Here is a 20,916-nt window from a genome sequence, read left to right on the forward strand (position 1 = left end):
ACTTAGTTTTTAACTGAAATTAGTTATTAGCCGAAATTGGCGATGGACAATACTCTTTCATAAACAAAAATAAGGATTAAGGCGACTCACATCTGCGCGATGTGGTCGCCTTTTTTAACACTATGTATACACTCAATCTCGATATCGCCCAGTTTCTTAGTGAGTACTGGCAAAAGAAACCCCTACTGATCAAAAAAGCGTTTCCACAGTTTGAAGATCCGATCAGCGCCGATGAACTAGCAGGCCTTGCCTGTGAAGAAGAAATCTCTTCGCGTATCGTCGTCACTAAAGATGATAACTGGGAAGTGGTTCAAGGCCCGTTTGAAGATTACGACAGCTATGGTGAAACCCATTGGCAATTGCTAGTGCAAGCGGTCAACCATTGGTATCCTGATTCGCAGCCATTAGTTGAAGCGCTACGCTTTTTACCTGACTGGCGTTTCGATGACTTGATGGCCTCATTTGCGACGCCAAGTGGCGGCGTAGGCCCGCACGTCGATAACTACGATGTGTTTATCATTCAAGGCGAAGGTGAGCGTCGCTGGACTGTGGGTGACAATACCCCGCAACAACGCCGTGGTGGCAATCCCAATTCGCCGCTGGTAGAAGACTTCACCCCAATTATCGATGTGGTGCTAGAAAAAGGCGACATGCTTTATATTCCACCTGGTTTCCCGCATTGCGGCGAAACCCTAACAGTGGCAATGAGTTACTCAATTGGTTTTCGTGCACCAAGCCAGCAAGAACTGATCAGTGAAGTCGCCGATTACCTGCTCGACAATAACTTAGGTCAGCAGCGTTTCACGTCGCAAACTGAACCGAGTTCAGCGGGTATCGTCAGCCAAGATCATCAAGTGGGCATAATGTCACTCTTGAGTCAGCTAAGCCAAGATCCCAATAGCTACCAAATCGTGTTGGGCAAGTTGCTTAGTCAAAACCGTTTCGAGCTTGATTTGTGTGAAGGCGAAGAAGCTTACAGCATGGAAGATTTGCAAGATGCCTTCGCCCAAGGTGCTGGCATCAGCCGTATCGGCGGTTTGAAAGTATTGCGCCTTGAAAATGACGCCACGCCGCGATTATTCATCAATGGTGATGTGCACGAATTGCTAAATACACCGATAGACGTTATCGCACAGTTGAGCGATAACGTGAGCTTAAGCGCCGATGAAGCGACTGAAATATGTCAGCATGAAGAAGTTCAAGCCTTACTATTGAAACTCATCAATCAAGGTTTCTTCTACTTAAGCGACAGCGAAGAATAAGCTTTATCGACTTTGCTCGATGACCTTGTTCTTAACATAGGAAATCAACATAAAAGTCAGTATAAAAAAGGCACTCAATTGAGTGCCTTATTGTTATTTCAATTATCAGTATCAATCAACACAAGAGACTGTTGTATAAACTCATTTGAATTTAAGCATTCCACAGTTTATCGTCGTTGTGCATACGATATAAACTCTCTGCGCGCGATACTAATAGTTGAGCAAATTTAGCCTGAGTGGCATCACGGGTTGCACCCGAACGCACTAAGTTTTCCGCCTGCATTTGCCACATCATAGAGAAATGACGTACCGCATCACGGGCCGTTGCTGCCACTTTCACATCGACGAAATCCGAGGGTAAATCGCCCGACATAACCCAATAGGTTTTGTTGCTGGGACGCTTGGATTCCATTTTCCAAATTGCCATGTAAGGCGCAAGATAACGACTTTCATCGGCCAAGACTTTAGTTGGGATCACGCCTTTTTCAGCGAGGAAACGATTCGCTTTTTGAAATTGAGTTCTGACCCACTCTTGACGCAGCTTTTCTATTTCTTCCGCTGATAAATTCTGTTGAGTTTGGTCGACAGCTTGTTCAGTCATACTTCCGTCCTATCTTATTGTTATAACGCGAACCTAATTCTTGGGATCAGTACGCGATTCATTCTATTCGTTACATTAAATTCAGTACAATCCATTTTCAACCGCAAAGCTTACGTTTACGTAAAGTGGAAAGCTAAATTGCCACAAATAATGTATTTATTCGGTCATTATGCATGGTTGAGAGTATCGCTAAATGCTATGGTTCTGCAATAAATATAACAAGCAGTCGATGGGGACTCACCTCGTCGGCTTTTTCATTGTGTATAGCGGAGAAATTCACGTGGCTGTATTTAATCATGTATCCTTTGACGAACATGAACAGGTCGTATTCTGTCATGATAAAGAAAGTGGCTTAAAGGCCATTGTCGCCATCCATAACACCAACCTTGGCCCTGCCGTGGGTGGTTGCCGGATGTGGAATTACCAATCGGATGATGAAGCCCTGACTGACGTATTACGCCTCTCTCGTGGCATGACTTACAAAAACGCCCTTGCCGGTTTAACCATGGGCGGCGGCAAATCAGTGATCATCGCCGATCCAAAAAGACCAGACCGCGAAGCGCTATTCCGCGCTTTTGGCCGTTTCATCAATAGCCTCGGCGGCCGCTATTATTCCGCTGAAGATGTTGGCACTACTACGGCTGATATCATGATCGCCCATGAAGAAACCCCTTATATGGCGGGTCTTGAAGGCAAGAGTGGCGATCCATCACCGTTCACCGCCCTTGGTACTTATTTAGGCATCAAAGCTGCAGTTAAACATAGACTCGGTTTAGACAGCCTAAAAGGCCTTAAAATCGCCGTTCAAGGCGTAGGTCACGTTGGCTATTACCTGTGCAAACACTTACATAACGAAGGCGCCGAACTGATTGTTACCGACATTCATCAAGCCTCGTTAGACAAAGTCGCTACCGACTTTGGCGCTATTCTGGTCGCGCCACAAGAAATCTACTCACAAGATGTGGATGTATATGCTCCTTGTGCCCTTGGCGCAACCTTAAACGATGCGACCTTACCGCAGCTGAAAGCCAAAATTGTTGCTGGCTGTGCCAACAACCAATTAGCTGAAGTACGCCACGGTGAACAGCTGAAAGAAATGGGCATACTGTACGCGCCAGACTATGTGATCAACGCAGGCGGCATTATCAATGTGTCATTCGAAAAAGATTACGATGCGGAGAAATCGACCGCTAAAGTAGAAGAAATTTACAACACCCTGCTGAAAATCTTCAGCCAAGCTGATGCACAGAACCGTACAACCGGCGCTGTGGCTGATGAAATGGCCAAAGCCATTATCGAAGCCGCTAAAAAGTAATTTACCTACTCGTGTAACATCCCCAAAAGCGACCTCTGGTCGCTTTTTTGTTATCTAAAATTTAATCTAGCGCTAAGCTCATGGTTTAGCCGCGCTTTTAATTTCGACACAGAATATTCATTAAATCACGCTGGAAAACGTCATATTTGTCTGCTTGAATTAGCCTCTCAGGTCCCAGCACAGGATAGCGCTATGATCCGTTTTAAGTATGATCTCAACCAAGATGTAGTTGAACTGCAAGCCAGTAATTGGAGCGGTTTAGAGCGGGTCTTTGTCAACGGCCAGATGGTGTCGCACAAGTTGAATTTTAAGCCTCAGAGCGAACATACCATCCAACTTAAAGACGGCGCACCTTGCAAGTTCGAACTGCTTATCGATCCCCAAACCGATGAGTTGATGTGCCGAATTTATAAGCAGCACACACTCGTCGCCAGCCTAAAACAAGGCAAAGAAAATTTGTTAGCCAGCCGCCGTTACTTGCAACACTCAGTAATAGCCGTCAGCCTACTCTGCGTCTTTGCACTTTACTTGAATTGATTGAGCCAGTTTAATCCCGCGAAGTAACGGATGAATGACGGAATTAAACTGGAGAAAATGAATTTAGACAACCACATACAGATAGCAACGAAAACGGCTAAACCGCAGTCTCCCTCCATACCGAATGAATCCGTATCATTAAGCCAAGCGATTGATCTTATTTAACAGTAAGACGAACTGCTGCTGCTCCTCATCACTGAGGTTAGACAGGAATTTTTCGTTGACCCGCTCAGCTTCGCAAATCAGATCTTGCTCTAACGCTTTGGCTTCATCGGTCAAAAAAATTTGAAAGGCGCGCCGATTATCGGCTTCTTGATGGCGGGTAATAAGACCTTGTACCTGCAACTGATCGAGTAAACGCGTCATCGTGTAATTTGCCACATCGCAACGCTTAGACAATTCAGTTTGGCTGATGCCCTCCTCTTGCCACAAAGCAAACAGCACAGGCCACAGTTTTATATCGAGTTGATATCGCTTAAGATGCAGATCAAGCTCATTTTGCAGCTCGATATTTAAGTGGGAAACAAGATAGCCTAAGCTTTCATGACGATTCAAACAGCACCTCCTACAACAAAGGTTTTAACGCGTTTTCACTTACCCTGTGCGCCATTATAAGAACCCAGAGTCAGTTTTAATACTACCACTTAACCCGCAATAAACTAGCTAACACCACAGCTAATTATGCGATTAACCTACGAACTCACTGCTCATTTAGATCATATAAATTGAATTCATTCACAAAATTATAGTAACAGGCACGGCCTAATTTTCCCCATAACCCGCGCTCAAGCGGCAAATAAACACTGTCATCGGTGATCTTCATCTGCCTTATATCCACATCGTGGTGCAGCGTTTCAATGCTAGTTCTCACATCAAGCAGAGAATGGGGTTGTGCTCGCTCGAAATCGACAATCAGCAGCGGCGCATCTTCAACCCTAACTCGCACCTTCTCCACTGGGGTAATTAAAAAATACTCATCATCGATGCAATGCAAAATACTGGCGAACAACTTAGCAAACTTTGCTGGTAGCGATGTACCTAAATACGTCCAATCACCCAAGGCGTTAATGTCAAACAATAGGACTTCACTGCACAATGGCGCAACCGAGGTTAGCCTACTATCAGCGGCGAATTGTTTGAGTGTGTGCTCAATACTGTCTGTCATCTTTTCCATCTGCAGCCTCCATCATCCATAAAAAAACCAGCCTTGCGGCTGGCTTTAGTGTGACATTCAACATTGGGATATGCTAGTGAGGATAATAACAAGCTCACTAGCTAAGCGATAAACACCACTAGATATTTGCTAACTCAAGCAAGGCCTCCAGTGGATGTTTTGGCTTGTAACCGGCAAAACGTTTTACCTGGCTACGGCAAGAATAGCCCGACACTAGCACTTGCGGCTGTTCAATTTTTGCTAGCGTTTGCTGCCAAGACATCTCAAACAAGGCTTTAGAGCGCTCTAGGTTTTCCGCCTCATGGCCGTAGGTTCCGGCCATACCACAACAACCTAAATTGACTGCGGTTAACTTAGCACCAAAATGGGCGAAGATTTTAGTCCACTCGTTGGCAGTATTTGGCTTGGCCGTCGATTCAGTGCAATGACTAAACCAGGTATATTGCTTATCTTGTGGCGCTTTCGCGGGTAAATCCTTGATGACATTCAGTAGCCATTCGTTAGCTAACTTGACCTCAAAAGTACCGCGATTAGCCCCTAAGACTTCGCGGTATTCGTCGCGATAACATAAGACTAAGGCAGGATCGATGCCGACCATCGGCATGCCCAGTTTATGAACTTGATTCAAAAAATCTGCACTCGACTGCGCCGTTTTAGCGAACTTATCTAAAAATCCCTTGATATGCGTTGGCTTACCATTGGGTTTATAAGGCAACAACACGGGTTTTAACCCAAGTTTTTCAATCAACTGGATAAAGCGCAGCACAAGGCCAGAGTCATAGAAACTGTTAAAGGGATCTTGTACCACCAACACAAACTGTGAGCGCGCCTCTTCTGGAATTGCCTGTAGTGCCGCTAAGTCATAACCGCGGCTTGCATGACCATCGAGTCTTTGCTTCAAGGTCGGCACAGATAACGCAGGCGCGTCCACGTAACCAATCGCCTTTTTAATCACCCATTGGCTCAATGGATTTTGCGCGGCAAAGTTAGTAAGACGCGGTGCCGCGGCCATTAATGGCAAGCTATCTTCGATACCTGCAACAAGATAGTCCTTCGCCGGTCTTAAATAGCGTTGATAGTAAATATTAAAGAACTGCGCCCTAAACTTAGGCACATCCACTTTGACCGGACATTGCCCAGAGCAGGCTTTACAGGCCAAACAGCCCTTGAGCGATTCCATCACTTCGTGGGAGTAATCATAATCACGTTTGGCATTGATGGTATTTTGAATGCGCTGCAATATACCAAAAGGTTTCGCTTTTGCGAGGGCATTAACATCAACCCCTTCAGCCTCAAGTAGCCTTAGCCACTCTCTCATGAGTCCTGCACGTCCCTTAGGCGACTGTACTCTATCGCCTGTCACCTTAAACGATGGGCACATGGGCGAATAGCTACTGTAATTAAAACACAGGCCGTTGCCGTTACAATTCATCACATCGGGGAACGCATCACGTACTTCGATGGGAATTTGTCGGTCAAATTTACCGCGCTTAACACTGTCGATATCGTAATAGAGGGCGCCAGTCTGTTTAGGCGCCACCAGCTTGCCGGGGTTTAATCGATTGTCGGGGTCGAACAAGCCTTTGATATCTTGTAGAACGCCGTATAGTTCATCACCAAAGACAGCAGGACCGTATTCACCACGCACGCCTTTACCGTGCTCGCCCCACATTAGGCCGCCATATTTAAGCGTCAGTGCAGCGACTTGATCGGAAATGACCCGCAATAGTTTTTCATCTTCAACATCGCACATATCAAGTGCTGGCCGTACATGCAACACGCCCGCATCTACATGACCGAACATACCGTATTGCAGATTATGGCCATCGAGTACTGCGCGAAACTCCATAATATAATCGGCGAGTTTTTCGGGCGGCACCGCAGTATCTTCCGCAAAAGCGATAGGTTTACGACGTCCTTTAGTGGCGCCGAGTAAGCCAACGGCTTTTTTGCGCATGCCGTAGATTTTTTCGATACTTGGCTTGTCTTGTGTCACTTGGTAACCCAATACGCCGCACTCGCCTTTACTGATCTGCTCAGTCAAGACAGCTTCAAGACTCGCCAGCTTTTGCTCAACTTCGACCGTGTCACCGGCAAATTCGACCATATTGAGGCCATCAATAACTTTACCAGGCACTTCTTGGATCAGATCCGATACCGAGTGCCAGACAATATCTTCACGGGCTAAATTCAGCACTTTTGAATCGACGGTTTCGACCACAGTCGCCCGCGCGGCGACTAAGGATGGCGCATGACGCAATGCCGATTGGAACGAATCGTACTTAATGTTCACCATAGCGCGCTCGGTCGGCAGCGGGGTGAGATTGAGTTTAGCTTCGGTTATTACCGCAAGCGTGCCCTCTGAGCCCGTTAAAATCCGAGATAAATCGAATTGTGTCAGCTTGTCGTTCCACACATGTTTTAAGTCATAGCCAGTAAGGAAACGGTTGAGATTAGGAAATTGGTTTTCAATCTGAGTGCGCTTTTCGCGGCATACCGCCGCCACAGCAGAAATCAGTTTCTGCCCCAGCGGATTATCACTGACGTTATCTGGGTTACACAGTAGTCCCGCATCTAGGGGATGCGTATCCAGCACACTGCCATCAATCAACACACTGCGTAGCGCCAGCACGTGATCTGAGGTCTTACCATAAACCAGTGACCCCGCACCCGAGGCATCGGTATTAATCATGCCGCCAATTGTGGCGCGGTTTGAGGTGGATAAATCGGGACTAAAAAAGAATCCATGGGGACGCAATACATCGTTGAGCGCATCTTTAACGACACCAGCTTCAACTCGCACCCAACCTTGCTCAGCATTCACTTCGAGCACGCGGTTCATGTAACGCGACACATCTAAAATCAAACCATGGGTGAGAGATTGTCCGTTGGTGCCCGTACCACCGCCCCGCGCACTAAAGGTCACGCTGCGAAATGCGTCGCTGGCGGCCAGCGTCAATGCAATTTGAATATCCTGCTGATTTTTAGGATAAAGCACGGCTTGAGGCAAAAATTGATATACAGAGTTGTCGGTGGCTTGCACTAAACGGGCGCTGTAACGTTTGTCTATATCACCGGAATACTCACTTTGCTCCAGTGCATCAAGGTATGCCAAATACACTGGCTCTAATGTTTGTTGATGTGATAGCAGGGGTAGCATAGATGGCTTCTGTCAATTATCGTTATGGCGCCATTATAAACAAAAAAAAGCCGCTAAAAAGCGGCTTTTTTAACAAGTTTATAAAATTACTATCTAGATCAACCGTGCGCTTCGGCTAAATACAACCAAGTATCAATCACAGTATCAGGGTTTAATGACACTGTATCTATGCCTTGTTCTACCAACCAAGCGGCAAAATCAGCGTGATCTGAAGGACCTTGACCACAAATACCTATGTAAGCGCCCTTCGCTTTAGCCGCTTTAATGGCTAATGAGAGTAGCATTTTAACGGCTTCATCACGCTCATCGAATAAATGGCTAATGATACCTGAGTCACGGTCAAGGCCGAGTGTCAGCTGAGTTAAATCGTTTGAGCCGATAGAGAAGCCATCGAAATGCTCAAGGAATTGGTCTGCTAACAGGGCGTTTGAAGGCACTTCACACATCATGATGACACGTAAACCGTCTTTACCACGCTCTAAACCTTGCTCTTTGAGCAGACCAACCACTTGCTCAGCTTCTTTCACTGTGCGAACGAATGGGATCATAACTTCAACGTTTTTCAGCCCCATGTCATTACGAACGCGTTTGATCGCTTCACACTCAAGGGCAAAACAGTCACGGAAGGATTCAGAGATATAACGGCTCGCACCGCGGAAGCCCAGCATTGGGTTCTCTTCTTCTGGCTCGTATCTGTCACCACCAACCAAGTTTGCGTATTCGTTAGACTTAAAGTCTGACATACGTACGATCACTTTCTTCGGATAGAAAGCTGAACCAATAGTCGCAATACCTTCAACCAGACGGGCAATATAGAACTCAACTGGAGATTCATAACCTGCGATCATCTCGTTGATTTCAGTTTGCAGCGCAGCGTCTTGTTGATTGAACTCAAGCAGTGCCTTTGGATGAATACCGATCATACGGTTGATGATGAATTCTAAACGCGCTAGACCCACGCCTTCGTTTGGCAAACGGGCAAAATCAAATGCACGATCAGGGTTACCCACGTTCATCATGATTTTCATTGGCAATGTAGGCAGAGAATCAACACGGTTTGAAATCACTTCAAACTCTTGTTTACCTTCGTAGATAAAGCCAGTGTCACCTTCGGCGCAAGACACAGTCACGATTTGACCATTCTTGATACGGTCAGTCACGTCACCACAACCTACGACAGCTGGCACACCCAATTCGCGGGCGATAATCGCCGCGTGACAGGTACGGCCGCCACGGTTTGTGACGATAGCACTTGCGCGCTTCATGATAGGTTCCCAATCTGGATCTGTCATGTCAGTCACTAACACGTCGCCAGGTTGGATTTGATCCATATCGGCGATTGAGGTTAATACTTTGGCTACACCAGTACCCACTTTATGACCAATAGCGCGACCTTCACAGATCACAGCGCCACGGCTCTTTAAGTGATAACGCTCAATTAATTGCACATCTTCACGGCTACGAACCGTTTCTGGACGTGCTTGAACGATATACAGCTTGCCGTCGTTACCGTCTTTCGCCCATTCGATGTCCATTGGACGACCGTAATGTTTTTCGATAACCATAGCTTGCTTAGCTAATTCTTCAACTTCAGCGTCATTGATTGAGAATTGGCGACGCTTGTCAGCACTCACGTCTTCAATTTTCACTTGTTTGCCGTGAGCAGCATCATCTGAATACACCATTTGGATGAGCTTGCTACCGATATTACGGCGCACAACAGCCTTGTGACCTAAGGCTAAAATAGGTTTATGAACATAAAATTCATCAGGGTTTACCGCGCCTTGAACAACCATTTCACCCAGACCAAAAGATGAAGTGATAAACACGACATCGTTATTGCCAGATTCAGTGTCCATAGTGAACATCACACCTGAAGCCGCTTTGTCTGAACGAACCATGCGTTGCACGCCAGCAGACAAGGCAACACCGTGGTGTTCGTAACCTTGGTGAACACGGTAAGAAATCGCGCGGTCGTTAAAGAGTGAAGCGTAAACGTGCTTGATAGCCGTCAGTACAGATTCAAATCCTTTAACGTTTAAGAAAGTTTCTTGCTGACCCGCAAAAGACGCATCTGGCATATCTTCAGCTGTTGCAGAAGAACGTACCGCGAATGACGCTTCGCTAGTTTCAGCGGCAAGTTTATCGTAAGCTTCACGAATGGCTTGCTCTAATGCTGGTTGAAATGGGGTGTCGATAACCCACTGCCTGATCTGTGCACCTACTTTAGCCAGCGCATTGACATCATCTACATCCAGTGTGGCTAGAATGTCATAAATCTTCTGGTTAACTCCGCTTTGTTCAAGGAACTCGTTGAACGCATGGGAAGTTGTCGCAAATCCGCCAGGTACTTGAACACCGGCATTGGCCAGATTGCTGATCATCTCGCCTAGAGAAGCATTTTTACCGCCAACCAAGTTGACGTCACCCATGCCTAATTCTTGATACCAGAGTACGTATTGCTGCACAGTTCTATCTCCGCAAGTTTATTTCAGTGGCCCCTTCACACGAGGGCAGCGGCATTTTACACTCCTGTCGAACACGCGTAAATCTATAATTTTATTTGTAATTTTATTACTACAAGAGGTCAGTATGGCACCAAAAGTATTCTATATCTCCGACGGGACAGCGATCACAGCTGAAGTTTTTGGTCATGCGGTTCTCTCGCAATTTCCATTAGAATTTGAGTCACTTACAATTCCATTCGTTGAAACTCTCACGAAAGCGGAGCAAGTTAAGCGACAAATTAATGATTGTTTTATTACAACAGGTGAGCGGCCGTTAGTGTTCCATTCCATCGTCAAACCAGAAATTCGCGACATTATTTATTCGAGTGAAGGCTTAGATTATGATTTTTTGAATACTTTCGTGGCACCACTCGAACAACATTTAGGGGTTTCAGCTTCTCCGGTGCTACATCGCACCCATGGAAAAGCCAATCACGGCTATGAAGCGCGAATTGATGCCATTAATTTCGCCATGGATAATGATGACGGCCAGACCATGAAACACATGGATCAAGCCGATCTAGTTCTACTTGGGGTCTCACGCTGTGGCAAAACGCCCTCTAGCCTGTATTTATCAATGCAGTTCGGCATAAAAGCAGCAAACTACCCTTTCACTGAAGATGATATGGATAACCTCAAGTTACCTGAAGCGTTGAAACGCAATAAGAAAAAGCTGTTTGGTTTAACGATTGATCCTGTGCGTTTACATGAAATCCGTCAAAGTCGAATGGAGAATAGCCGCTACTCGTCACTCAAACAGTGCCGCTTAGAAGTCAAAGAAGTGGAAATGCTATTTAAACGTGAACGCATTCCTTATATAGATACAACGAATCATTCCGTGGAAGAAATTGCCACCAAAATCTTGGATGTCACGGGCCTAGAACGCCACATGTTCTAAGCTTGCAGAGTGAAACGCAGCCAGAAAAACCGAGTGAATTTAGCTTAAATGAATCTAACTTAAATCAAATTCATTGCACAGTTGCCGACAATTAACACAATTGGCGCTGTGCAACTCGGTTCGATTCGTTATAATCCGAGGCAATCTGGCGAAAAGCGCCGCACGCAAGCTCGGTATTTTGAATGACCATAAAAACAGACGAACTACGCACTTCCTTATTAGCAAAAGTCATCTCACCTGCGCAACTGGCATCTGAGTTCCCATTAACTCAAGTTGCGGCCGATTATCTGGTTCAGCAACGTCGTGAAGTCGAAGCCATTATTATGGGTGAAGATCAACGTCTATTGGTGATCATAGGCCCATGCTCAATACACGATACCAAAGCGGCATTAGATTATGCGCAACGCTTAGCCGCGTTACATCAAGAATTGAAAGATGATTTGTGTATCTTAATGCGGGTCTATTTTGAGAAACCTCGCACGATTGTCGGCTGGAAAGGATTAATTTCTGATCCCGATCTTGATGGCAGTTTCGAGCCAAACAAAGGCTTACGTATTGCTCGCGAGTTGCTGCAACAAATCACTGAATTAAAATTACCTATCGCCACCGAATTCTTAGATATGGTGAACGGTCAGTACATCGCCGATCTCATTACTTGGGGCGCAATTGGCGCACGCACCACTGAAAGCCAAGTTCACCGTGAGATGGCCTCGGCACTGTCTTGTCCTGTTGGTTTTAAAAATGGTACCGATGGCAATATCAATATCGCCGTCGATGCAGTGCGCGCCGCACAAGTTCCACATATTTTCTATTCACCGGATAAAGATGGCGCGATGGCGGTCTATCGCACCCATGGTAATCCGTTTGGTCATATCATTCTGCGCGGCGGCAAAACGCCTAATTACCACGCCGAATACATCGAAAAAGCACGTCAACAACTTGCCTCTGTTGGGGTCACTCAACGTATAGTGATTGATTTCAGCCACGGTAATAGTGAGAAAAACCACCTTAAACAGCTTAACGTCGCCGATGAAATCATGGCGCAAATGCGGGCAGGCAGCACTGCCATCGCCGGTATTATGGCTGAAAGCTTCTTACGGGAAGGCAACCAGAAAGTCGTTGCAGACCAACCACTCTGTTATGGCCAAAGCATCACCGATGCCTGCTTACATTGGGATGACTCAGAAGTCCTGCTGCGTAAACTGGCAGCCGCTTCCCGCGAGCGAAAAGTACTGTTAGCGAAATAAGCCTGACGCTCGAAAAAATGTCCGAAGCGATATACATTTTCCAATTAAAAACCGATCTTAGATCGGTTTTTTATTAAGAGCGGTTTAAGAATCTTCAGCCACATTCATAATGAGCGTTAAAGCCAGTGCATTTCTATCTTTAAGAATTAAAAATCTCTATAATTCTGCCTTATTTTGCTGCATTACCTTAGGTTGCTGTATGTCGCTTACGCCCATTTCTCCAAACACCGAAAATACCTCCCGAACCGAAACCCCTGAAGCACAATTCCCAGAAGCGATTCAAACGCGAATCGATTCCTCAGAAGCGCGGGTTATCAAGGCGGTATTTCCATCCATCACTAATCATCACAATACCTTATTTGGTGGTGAAGCTTTAGCGTGGATGGATGAAACAGCCTTTATCGCTGCGACTCGTTTTTGCCGTAAAACCTTAGTAACTGTGAGTTCCGATAGAATCGATTTTAAAAAACCGATCCCCGCAGGCACATTAGCCGAACTGATCGCGCGAGTGATCCATGTCGGTAACACTTCATTGAAAGTTGAAGTGAACATCTATGTCGAAGACATGTATCAAGACCATCGAGAGCATGCCATACGTGGTGTGTTCACCTTTGTCGCAGTTGACGAACAACGAAATCCCACTCAAGTGTGGACATACGAATAGTTTTTAGGCGATTGAAAGACACTAAACCGCCCGTCATCTCGGGCTTTTCATCGCGACTTTGCAATTTAAATATGTTTTTTATAACACCGACCAAAGTCTAACAACCAGAAACATATCAAAATTTTGTCCTAATTCATGAATAAAGCAATAGGATCCTTGATTACTTTTCTGTTACATTGAGTTCAATCTTCACGCGCACCGAACATAATCATAAAAGCCATGAAGCTAGAAAACTTAAATATTATTATCGCAGACGATCACCCATTGTTCAGAAATGCACTACGTCAAGCGCTGACCACAGCGTTTGAACATGCACAATGGTTTGAAGCCGACAGTGCTGACGCACTGCAATCTGTATTGGATGTCCGTAGTGTCGACTACGATCTTGTACTGTTGGATCTGCAGATGCCAGGATCACACGGCTACTCCACCCTTATCCATCTTCGCTCACATTATCCCGAACTACCCGTTGTAGTGATATCAGCCCACGAGGATATCAATACCATTAGCCGTGCAATTCATTATGGCAGCAGTGGTTTTATCCCTAAATCGGCCTCGATGGAAACCCTCAAAGAGGCGCTAAGTGCAGTGTTATTCGGGGATATTTGGTTACCTAAAGGCACTGAGATTATTGATATCGATGACGATGCCGTTGATAAAATGGCCAGTAAATTATCCGATCTCACGCCGCAGCAATATAAAGTGCTGCAGATGTTTGCCGAGGGTTTGTTAAATAAGCAAATTGCCTACGATCTTGGCGTTTCAGAAGCGACCATCAAGGCGCACGCGACTGCCATTTTTAGAAAACTGGGCGTTCGCAACCGTACCCAAGCTGTTATAGCACTTGCTCAACTTGAAATGGATAAAGTCGATTTATCTTAATCGCTCATCTCACAAAAATGCCGCTTAAATTAGCGGCATTTTTATGTCGGCAACTCGTCGCCAATTAACGCATTGGCAAATTTTTATCAGCAAACATTTCATCGATAAGCTGTTGATCCCTTAAGGCGACAGCTTTCTCTACTACGTCACGGGTTAAATGCGGCGCAAAGTGCTGAATAAAATCATACATATAACTACGCAAGAAGCTGCCCTTCCTGAAGCCAATTTTAGTCGTACTATGGGCAAACAAATGACCAGCATCAATCGCCACTAGATCTTTATCAATATTAGGGTCAATCGCCATAGAGGCGATAACGCCCACACCTAATCCCAAACGGACATAGGTCTTCAGAACATCGGCGCTGGTCGCACTAAAGACGACACGCGGCTCTAAATTGGCACGATTAAAGGCTTTCTCAATTTCAGAGGCTCGGTCAAAACCGAATACATAGGTCACTAAGGGGAAGCGCGCTAACTCTTCGATGCTAATCGGATTATTTAAACTACGAGTCGCAAGGGGATGATCTTTAGGCACCACGATTGAACGATTCCAATGATAACATGGCAGCATAATCAAGTCGGAATACAAATGCATTGCTTCGGTCGCAATGGCGAAATCCGCATCACCACGCGCTGCCTGTTCGCTGATCTGCGCCGGCGTCCCTTGGTGCATGTGTAAATTCACTTTAGGGTAACGATCTATAAACTGGCGAATGATCGTCGGCAATGCATAGCGCGCCTGAGTGTCTGTTGTGGAAATATTCAACTCGCCTTGATCGGGCTTAGTATATTCCTCAGAAACTTTCTTAATGCTCTCAACTTTACCCAATATATCATTGGCAATGCTGATCACTTGCAAACCCGCAGGTGTGACATGGGTTAAGTGCTTACCGCTACGACCAAATATTTGGATCCCCAACTCATCTTCAAGCATGCGAACTTGTTTACTGATCCCAGGTTGAGAGGTATACAAGTTTTCAGCTGTCGCCGATACATTGAGGTTATGTTTTACGACCTCAGCAATATACCTGAGTTGTTGCAGTTTCATCTTATTTCCTTGTTTCAAACACGCAAAATGCCATTAACAACTGAGCCCTCAAAGCACTCTCAGCTATAATCAATCGTTATAGTATATAGTAAAACTTAAAGCAAATAGGAATATAGAGCACAAGTCTGCAGATTCATACGACAGAAATGATAACCTAGGCTAAGATAACTATGCTAGTTTATTGATTTATTGTAGCATTAGCTCAATTGGATAAATAATGGAACATCTATGTCATTCACCTTGGTTCTGATCCTCATCGGTGCGCTTTTACTGCTTGTTATCGGAATTAACGTATTACAACAACAAAAAGAACGCGTAGAGGCTGAGCGGCGCATTGAATTTGCCCGTCAAAGAGCAATTATCGATGAAACCGAAGCTGTGTTATCAAACACAGGGATGATGCCTTGTAGCACGAATATTGTGTTGGTTTTGTACCGTCGCGTGCAAGATGCCTTGCAGGCTGCGACAGCTATTAGTAATAGCCAGCAACAGTCTGATTACCAGCGCCGCCTAGCCGATATCAACAATCAAATAACAACCTTACAGACTGGCCAGCCTCAATCACCACCGATTGAGAATTTCAGATTACCCGATAACGACAAACAAATTTTAGCGCTAGTGCAAACCTTGAAAAAGCTCAAGGCGATACTCAGAGCCGAACATAATAAAGGGAAAGTCGACCCAAGCATTTTTGCTCAGGAAGAAAGTCGTATTGACAGTTTACAGCTCAGGATCAATGTTGACTCCATGCTTTCCCGAGCCAGAGCGGCCAGTTTTATGAAGCAGTATGGTTCATCAAAACAAATGGTGACTAAAGCACTATCGACATTGCACGCGATTAAGGCACAAACGCCTAATGACCCTTTCATTGGTCGTAAAGTGGATGAGGCTAAACAATTGCTTGATGAGATTATGGGCGCGCAAAAACAATCTGAACCCAGTGCACCAAGACCTAAAAATGAAGAAGATGATATCGACATGCTGTTTCAACCGAAAAAGAAATGGTGATCAGTTACTGTGTGCTTACCTTTAAGTTAAATTAGCGGCACGTCTTACACTCGTTCTTCAGCGTTATTAGGCGTGGTGAGTGAGTGCGAGTAAAGCGAGCAACATTTTTGGCTCATTATCTGCCGCAACAAATCAGTCTCTAAAGACAATCGAAACAAAAAAGCCAAGTCATAATTGACTTGGCTTTTTTGTTATTCTTGGCGTTAAGCTAGCTTAATCCGCCGCTATGCGCTTTTCTTGGCTTTCTTGGTGGTCTCACTTACCCACTTGCCATTAACGTAATGCGCTGACCAACCAGTGGCTTTACCGTCGACTTCAGTCGCAACGTATTGCTCTTTCGTCTTACGGCTAAACTTCACCGCTGCTTTATTGCCTTCGTCATCAGTGACGGGCGCATCGGCTAAATATTGATACTTAGGCCACAGCAGCTCGCGGTATTGAACTAGCTCTTCAACCAGAGGTGCACGGGTTTCCCGTGATTTAGGGAAAGTACTGGCCGCTAAGAAGATCCCTGCTGCACCATCACGTAATACGAAATGGGCATCCGATTTGCTGCATTTCAGATCAGGCAAATAGATAGGATCTTCTTTTGGTGGTGCAGCCTCACCGTTCTTCAGTAATTTACGGGTATTTTTACATTCGCTATTAGTACAACCAAAATACTTACCAAAACGGCCGTTTTTCAGTTCCATGTCGTGGCCACAGCGATCACACTCAATCAGCGGACCTTCATAGCCTTTGATCTTGAATTGGCCTTCTTCGACTTCATAGCCTTCACAAATCGGGTTGTTACCACAGACGTGTAGCTTACGCTTCTCATCAATGAGGTAACTGTCCATTGCGGTACCGCAAATACCACAGCGATGCTTAGCACGCAGCGCATCAGTCTCAGCATCTTCACTGTTTTCACTGATCGCCTCAACGCCAGGTGTGAGGTTCATCGTTGTCTTACAACGCTCTTTAGGCGGTAATTCATAACCAGAACAACCCAGGAAAACCCCAGTTGTTCCCGTGCGTATCCCCATAGCACGGCCGCAGGTTGGGCACTTGATATCCGTCATCACCATTTGGTTCAGACGCATACCACCTTCTTCGGGATCGAGCTCCGCTTTTTCTAATTGCTTAGTAAAGTCAGCATAGAAACCATCGAGCACTTTTTTCCAGTCTAACTCGCCGCGAGCCACATCATCTAATGTTTGCTCCATGCTGGCGGTAAAGTCATAGCTCATCAAATCAGCAAAACTGCTGACTAATCGCTCGCTGACAATTTCACCCATTTTTTCGGCATAGAAACGACGATTCTCAACTTTTACATAACCTCGATCTTGAATCGTTGAAATGATGGTTGCGTAGGTCGATGGACGGCCAATGCCACGTTTCTCTAATTCTTTAACCAAAGAGGCTTCGCTGTATCGCGCTGGCGGCTTAGTAAAGTGTTGCTTAGGCTGCAACTCTTTCAATGCTAATACATCGCCTTGCGCCACAAATGGCAACGTATTGTCTTCTTCGTTTTTCTTCTTGAGTGCTGTTTGCACGCGAGTCCAACCATCAAAACGTAAAGTACGTCCCGTTGCCTTGAGCTCATAGTCACCCGCTTTGACGGTCAACTTAGTGGCATCATATTGTGCAGGCGTCATCTGACACGAAACAAACTGTCGCCAAATCAGCTCATATAAGCGCTGAGCATCACGCTCCATGTCCGATAAGGTCGCCGCTTGGACATGGACGTTCGACGGACGAATCGCTTCGTGAGCCTCTTGTGCGCCTTCCTTAGAACCATAACGAATGGGTTCTGCGGGTAGATATTTATCACCAAATTCTTTGGCAATCATATCACGCAAGTTTTCAACGGCTTCTTGACTCAAATTGGTCGAGTCGGTACGCATATAAGTGATATGACCTGCTTCATAAAGTCGCTGAGCCATCATCATGGTCTTCTTCACACCGAAACCTAAGCGCGTACTCGCCGCCTGTTGTAATGTCGACGTAATAAAGGGCGCAGAAGGTTTGCTTTGGGTCGCTTTGTCTTCGCGGGCCAGCACGGTAAAACTCACCGCCGATAACGCTTGAACCGCCGCCATAGCTTGCTGTTCATTGATAGGATTAAAGGCAGCATCTAAATGCTTAACCACTTCCATCCGCAAGGCTTCTTGAGCGGGCGTATTGAGCTCTGCATGTACATCCCAGAACTCTTCAGGCACAAAGGCTTTAATTTCGCTTTCACGTTCAACCACTAAGCGAACGGCAACCGACTGCACTCGTCCAGCGGATAAACCGCGAGCGACTTTTTTCCACAGCAGTGGCGACACCATAAAACCGACAACTCTGTCTAAGAAGCGACGAGCTTGCTGGGCATTAACCATGTTAGTGTCGAGTGTCGACGGCTTGCTAAAAGCGTCTTGAATCGCAGACTTAGTAATTTCGTTGAAAACCACACGTTGATACCGTGAAGGATCACCGCCAATCACCTCTTGCAAATGCCAGGCGATAGCTTCTCCCTCACGGTCTAAGTCGGTTGCGAGATAGATTTGGTCGGCAGAATCGGCAAGTGCCTGTAACTCTTTAACGACCTTTTCTTTACCCGGCAAAATTTGATACTTAGCCGCCCAGCCCTTTTCAGGGTTTACGCCCATGCGAGACACCAGCGCTTGCTGATCTTTCACCTTTTTATATTGAGCTTTTTCTTCTGGCGACATTTTCTTAACTTCGGCAGCGGATTTAACCTTTTCATTGCCTTCTGAAGTCGATGATGTCGGCAGATCACGGATGTGACCTACGCTCGATTTAACGATGAATTCTTTGCCAAGATATTTATTAATAGTCTTAGCTTTGGCCGGTGATTCGACAATAACTAGCGATTTACCCATAGTTTAATTTGCGCCAAAAAATCTCAAGAAGGTGGAAATTGGCACCATATATAGAGGGTTGTACTGATAGTTTCAAGTTAATCCCTCTTTTATATGTACCAGCGAGTCACTTTTTAATCAAAGTTGAAAAAATGTAAAAATATAATATGCGTAATTAAAAACTAATATTTCATTATTTGCCAGCAAGCAAGAAATAGTTATGCATTTATCGTGAAAAAGTCGCTTTGAGCACAAAACCGTCCGCTTGTGCACTCGAAAAGCTTCAGTATACTGGGTTCCCTCAGGGACCATATGAACAAATAATAACTTTCCCTATCACAAGGATAAGCAATGAAGCACTTTGAAGCGAATTTTGATGGACTCGTTGGACCAACACACAATTACGCAGGGTTGTCTTTTGGCAATGTCGCCTCTCTCAGCAATGCCGCCTTAGTTTCCAACCCCAAAGCTGCTGCGAAACAAGGACTCCAAAAAGCCAAAGCACTTGCCGATATGGGCATGGTTCAAGGCATGTTAGCCCCTCAGGAGCGTCCAGACCTCTACACATTGCGCCGAATTGGATTTTCCGGCTCTGACGCCAATGTATTAAAACAGGCAGCGAAAGAAGCGCCTATGCTGCTTAATGCCTGCTGCAGTGCATCCAGTATGTGGACTGCCAATGCCGCAACTGTCTCACCAAGTGCAGATACGCGTGACGGCAAACTGCATTTCACCCCAGCAAATTTAGTCGATAAACTGCATCGCAGCATCGAGCCCCTCACAACGGGGCGCATATTAACAGCAACTTTCAGTGATCCCCACTATTTTCATCACCATAGTCACTTACCTGAGCATAATAGCTTCGGTGATGAAGGTGCGGCGAACCACACTAGGCTATGTATCGAGTACGGCCATGCCGGTGTAGAATTGTTCGTTTATGGACAAGAAGCCACCAATCCCAATGCCCCTAAACCGCAAAAGTATCCAGCAAGACAAACCTTAGAGGCATCGATGGCAGTGGCACGCTTACATCAGCTGGAAGAGGATAATTGCGTCTTCATCCAGCAGAATCCTGATGTCATTGATCAAGGCGTATTCCATAACGATGTTATCGCAGTCGGTAACCAGAATGTGCTGTTCTATCATGAACAAGCCTTCTTAAATACCCAACATAAAATTGATGAAATTAAACGTAAGCTCGATACCGAACTGTATTTCATTGAAGTGCCCACCGCCAAAGTGGCGATTAACGACGCAGTCAAAAGCTATTTATTCAATACCCAGATTATTACGCTTCCCTCTGGTGAAATGGTCATTGTTGCCCCAACTGATTGCCAAGAAAATCCCGCCGTATTTGCCTATTTGAATGAACTACTGACACTAAACACCCCCATTAAGCAAGTGCTTTACTTCGACGTAAAACAAAGTATGCAAAACGGCGGCGGTCCCGCCTGCCTGCGTTTACGTGTTGCGATGAATGAGATGGAAGTCGCGGCAGTAAATCAACACACATTAATGAATGATGCCTTATTTGCGCGTTTAAACCTTTGGGTAGACAAACATTACCGTGACAGATTAACCACCCTAGATCTTGCTGACCCTCAGCTAATCATCGAATCACGCACTGCATTAGATGAGCTCACGCAAATCATGAAACTAGGTAGCGTTTATCAGTTCCAGCGTTAGAATAACGCTGGCAATTTATATTTCACACTAAGCAAACATTACGAAGAAAAACGCCCGAATGATAGTCGGGCGTTTTCTCTG

General features: G+C 45.6%; 16 protein-coding genes. 9 read left to right on the plus strand and 7 right to left on the minus strand.

What is annotated here, in order from left to right:
- Positions 1 to 122: 122 nt before the first annotated feature.
- The gene (locus tag Q4Q50_RS12830) at positions 123 to 1,262 is read left to right on the plus strand and encodes a ribosomal protein uL16 3-hydroxylase (RefSeq protein ID WP_311899620.1); all 1,140 of its coding nucleotides are present in this window, start codon (positions 123 to 125) and stop codon (positions 1,260 to 1,262) included.
- Positions 1,263 to 1,413: 151 nt separating this feature from the next.
- On the opposite strand, the gene Q4Q50_RS12835 is transcribed toward Q4Q50_RS12830, so the two are convergent.
- Positions 1,414 to 1,863, minus strand: coding sequence for a DUF4826 family protein (locus Q4Q50_RS12835; RefSeq protein ID WP_106650731.1), 450 nt, complete (start codon positions 1,861 to 1,863; stop codon positions 1,414 to 1,416).
- Positions 1,864 to 2,143: 280 nt separating this feature from the next.
- Here Q4Q50_RS12835 and Q4Q50_RS12840 point away from each other — a divergent pair, with 280 nt between their 5' ends.
- Both Q4Q50_RS12840 and Q4Q50_RS12845 read left to right on the plus strand, forming a co-directional pair.
- On the plus strand, positions 2,144 to 3,178 hold the full coding sequence (locus Q4Q50_RS12840; RefSeq protein ID WP_311899622.1) for a Glu/Leu/Phe/Val dehydrogenase dimerization domain-containing protein: 1,035 nt from the start codon (positions 2,144 to 2,146) through the stop codon (positions 3,176 to 3,178).
- Positions 3,179 to 3,370: 192 nt separating this feature from the next.
- A complete protein-coding gene (locus Q4Q50_RS12845; RefSeq protein ID WP_006081947.1) occupies positions 3,371 to 3,715 on the plus strand; it encodes a hypothetical protein in 345 nt (114 codons plus the stop codon).
- A gap of 138 nt (positions 3,716 to 3,853) precedes the next feature.
- Here the strand turns inward: Q4Q50_RS12845 and Q4Q50_RS12850 are convergent, their stop codons facing one another.
- From Q4Q50_RS12850 to ppsA, 4 genes are all read right to left on the minus strand, one after another.
- Complete coding sequence (locus Q4Q50_RS12850) at positions 3,854 to 4,270, minus strand: MarR family winged helix-turn-helix transcriptional regulator (RefSeq protein ID WP_006081948.1); 417 nt, start codon at positions 4,268 to 4,270, stop codon at positions 3,854 to 3,856.
- 145 nt (positions 4,271 to 4,415) lie between these two features.
- A complete protein-coding gene (locus tag Q4Q50_RS12855; protein ID WP_311899623.1) occupies positions 4,416 to 4,889 on the minus strand; it encodes a DUF1285 domain-containing protein in 474 nt (157 codons plus the stop codon).
- Positions 4,890 to 5,007: 118 nt separating this feature from the next.
- A complete protein-coding gene (ydiJ, locus tag Q4Q50_RS12860) occupies positions 5,008 to 8,049 on the minus strand; it encodes a D-2-hydroxyglutarate dehydrogenase YdiJ (protein WP_311899624.1) in 3,042 nt (1,013 codons plus the stop codon).
- A gap of 98 nt (positions 8,050 to 8,147) precedes the next feature.
- Complete coding sequence (gene ppsA / locus Q4Q50_RS12865; protein WP_311899625.1) at positions 8,148 to 10,517, minus strand: phosphoenolpyruvate synthase; 2,370 nt, start codon at positions 10,515 to 10,517, stop codon at positions 8,148 to 8,150.
- 124 nt (positions 10,518 to 10,641) lie between these two features.
- On the opposite strand from ppsA, the gene ppsR reads away from it, so the two are divergent.
- From ppsR to Q4Q50_RS12885, 4 genes are all read left to right on the plus strand, one after another.
- The gene (gene ppsR, locus Q4Q50_RS12870) at positions 10,642 to 11,454 is read left to right on the plus strand and encodes a posphoenolpyruvate synthetase regulatory kinase/phosphorylase PpsR (protein WP_106650736.1); all 813 of its coding nucleotides are present in this window, start codon (positions 10,642 to 10,644) and stop codon (positions 11,452 to 11,454) included.
- Positions 11,455 to 11,636: 182 nt separating this feature from the next.
- The gene (locus tag Q4Q50_RS12875) at positions 11,637 to 12,701 is read left to right on the plus strand and encodes a 3-deoxy-7-phosphoheptulonate synthase (protein WP_311899627.1); all 1,065 of its coding nucleotides are present in this window, start codon (positions 11,637 to 11,639) and stop codon (positions 12,699 to 12,701) included.
- Positions 12,702 to 12,900: 199 nt separating this feature from the next.
- A complete protein-coding gene (locus Q4Q50_RS12880) occupies positions 12,901 to 13,365 on the plus strand; it encodes an acyl-CoA thioesterase (protein ID WP_006081955.1) in 465 nt (154 codons plus the stop codon).
- A 219-nt stretch (positions 13,366 to 13,584) separates the two neighbouring features.
- On the plus strand, positions 13,585 to 14,247 hold the full coding sequence (locus Q4Q50_RS12885; RefSeq protein ID WP_106650737.1) for a response regulator transcription factor: 663 nt from the start codon (positions 13,585 to 13,587) through the stop codon (positions 14,245 to 14,247).
- A 64-nt stretch (positions 14,248 to 14,311) separates the two neighbouring features.
- On the opposite strand, the gene cysB is transcribed toward Q4Q50_RS12885, so the two are convergent.
- On the minus strand, positions 14,312 to 15,295 hold the full coding sequence (gene cysB, locus Q4Q50_RS12890; RefSeq protein ID WP_106650738.1) for an HTH-type transcriptional regulator CysB: 984 nt from the start codon (positions 15,293 to 15,295) through the stop codon (positions 14,312 to 14,314).
- Positions 15,296 to 15,523: 228 nt separating this feature from the next.
- On the opposite strand from cysB, the gene zomB reads away from it, so the two are divergent.
- Entirely contained in the window at positions 15,524 to 16,303 is a 780-nt protein-coding gene (gene zomB / locus Q4Q50_RS12895) for a flagellar motor control protein ZomB (RefSeq protein WP_311899631.1), read from the plus strand.
- 224 nt (positions 16,304 to 16,527) lie between these two features.
- On the opposite strand, the gene topA is transcribed toward zomB, so the two are convergent.
- The gene (gene topA, locus Q4Q50_RS12900) at positions 16,528 to 19,170 is read right to left on the minus strand and encodes a type I DNA topoisomerase (protein WP_311899633.1); all 2,643 of its coding nucleotides are present in this window, start codon (positions 19,168 to 19,170) and stop codon (positions 16,528 to 16,530) included.
- A 330-nt stretch (positions 19,171 to 19,500) separates the two neighbouring features.
- On the opposite strand from topA, the gene astB reads away from it, so the two are divergent.
- Entirely contained in the window at positions 19,501 to 20,835 is a 1,335-nt protein-coding gene (gene astB, locus Q4Q50_RS12905; RefSeq protein WP_311899635.1) for an N-succinylarginine dihydrolase, read from the plus strand.
- Positions 20,836 to 20,916: the final 81 nt, after the last annotated feature.

The organism is Shewanella scandinavica, assembly GCF_031932065.1.
GTDB lineage: Bacteria > Pseudomonadota > Gammaproteobacteria > Enterobacterales > Shewanellaceae > Shewanella > Shewanella baltica.

What these genes read in the sequence shown, in the direction of transcription:
- Q4Q50_RS12855 (WP_311899623.1), bottom strand. Translation starts at nt 4,889, where the DNA reads ATGGAAAAGATGACAGACAGTATTGAGCACACACTCAAACAATTCGCC.
- cysB (WP_106650738.1), bottom strand. Translation starts at nt 15,295, where the DNA reads ATGAAACTGCAACAACTCAGGTATATTGCTGAGGTCGTAAAACATAAC.
- zomB (WP_311899631.1), top strand. Translation starts at nt 15,524, where the DNA reads ATGTCATTCACCTTGGTTCTGATCCTCATCGGTGCGCTTTTACTGCTT.
- Q4Q50_RS12885 (WP_106650737.1), top strand. Translation starts at nt 13,585, where the DNA reads ATGAAGCTAGAAAACTTAAATATTATTATCGCAGACGATCACCCATTG.
- topA (WP_311899633.1), bottom strand. Translation starts at nt 19,170, where the DNA reads ATGGGTAAATCGCTAGTTATTGTCGAATCACCGGCCAAAGCTAAGACT.
- Q4Q50_RS12845 (WP_006081947.1), top strand. Translation starts at nt 3,371, where the DNA reads ATGATCCGTTTTAAGTATGATCTCAACCAAGATGTAGTTGAACTGCAA.
- ydiJ (WP_311899624.1), bottom strand. Translation starts at nt 8,049, where the DNA reads ATGCTACCCCTGCTATCACATCAACAAACATTAGAGCCAGTGTATTTG.
- ppsR (WP_106650736.1), top strand. Translation starts at nt 10,642, where the DNA reads ATGGCACCAAAAGTATTCTATATCTCCGACGGGACAGCGATCACAGCT.
- Q4Q50_RS12835 (WP_106650731.1), bottom strand. Translation starts at nt 1,863, where the DNA reads ATGACTGAACAAGCTGTCGACCAAACTCAACAGAATTTATCAGCGGAA.
- astB (WP_311899635.1), top strand. Translation starts at nt 19,501, where the DNA reads ATGAAGCACTTTGAAGCGAATTTTGATGGACTCGTTGGACCAACACAC.
- Q4Q50_RS12880 (WP_006081955.1), top strand. Translation starts at nt 12,901, where the DNA reads ATGTCGCTTACGCCCATTTCTCCAAACACCGAAAATACCTCCCGAACC.
- Q4Q50_RS12875 (WP_311899627.1), top strand. Translation starts at nt 11,637, where the DNA reads ATGACCATAAAAACAGACGAACTACGCACTTCCTTATTAGCAAAAGTC.
- Q4Q50_RS12830 (WP_311899620.1), top strand. Translation starts at nt 123, where the DNA reads ATGTATACACTCAATCTCGATATCGCCCAGTTTCTTAGTGAGTACTGG.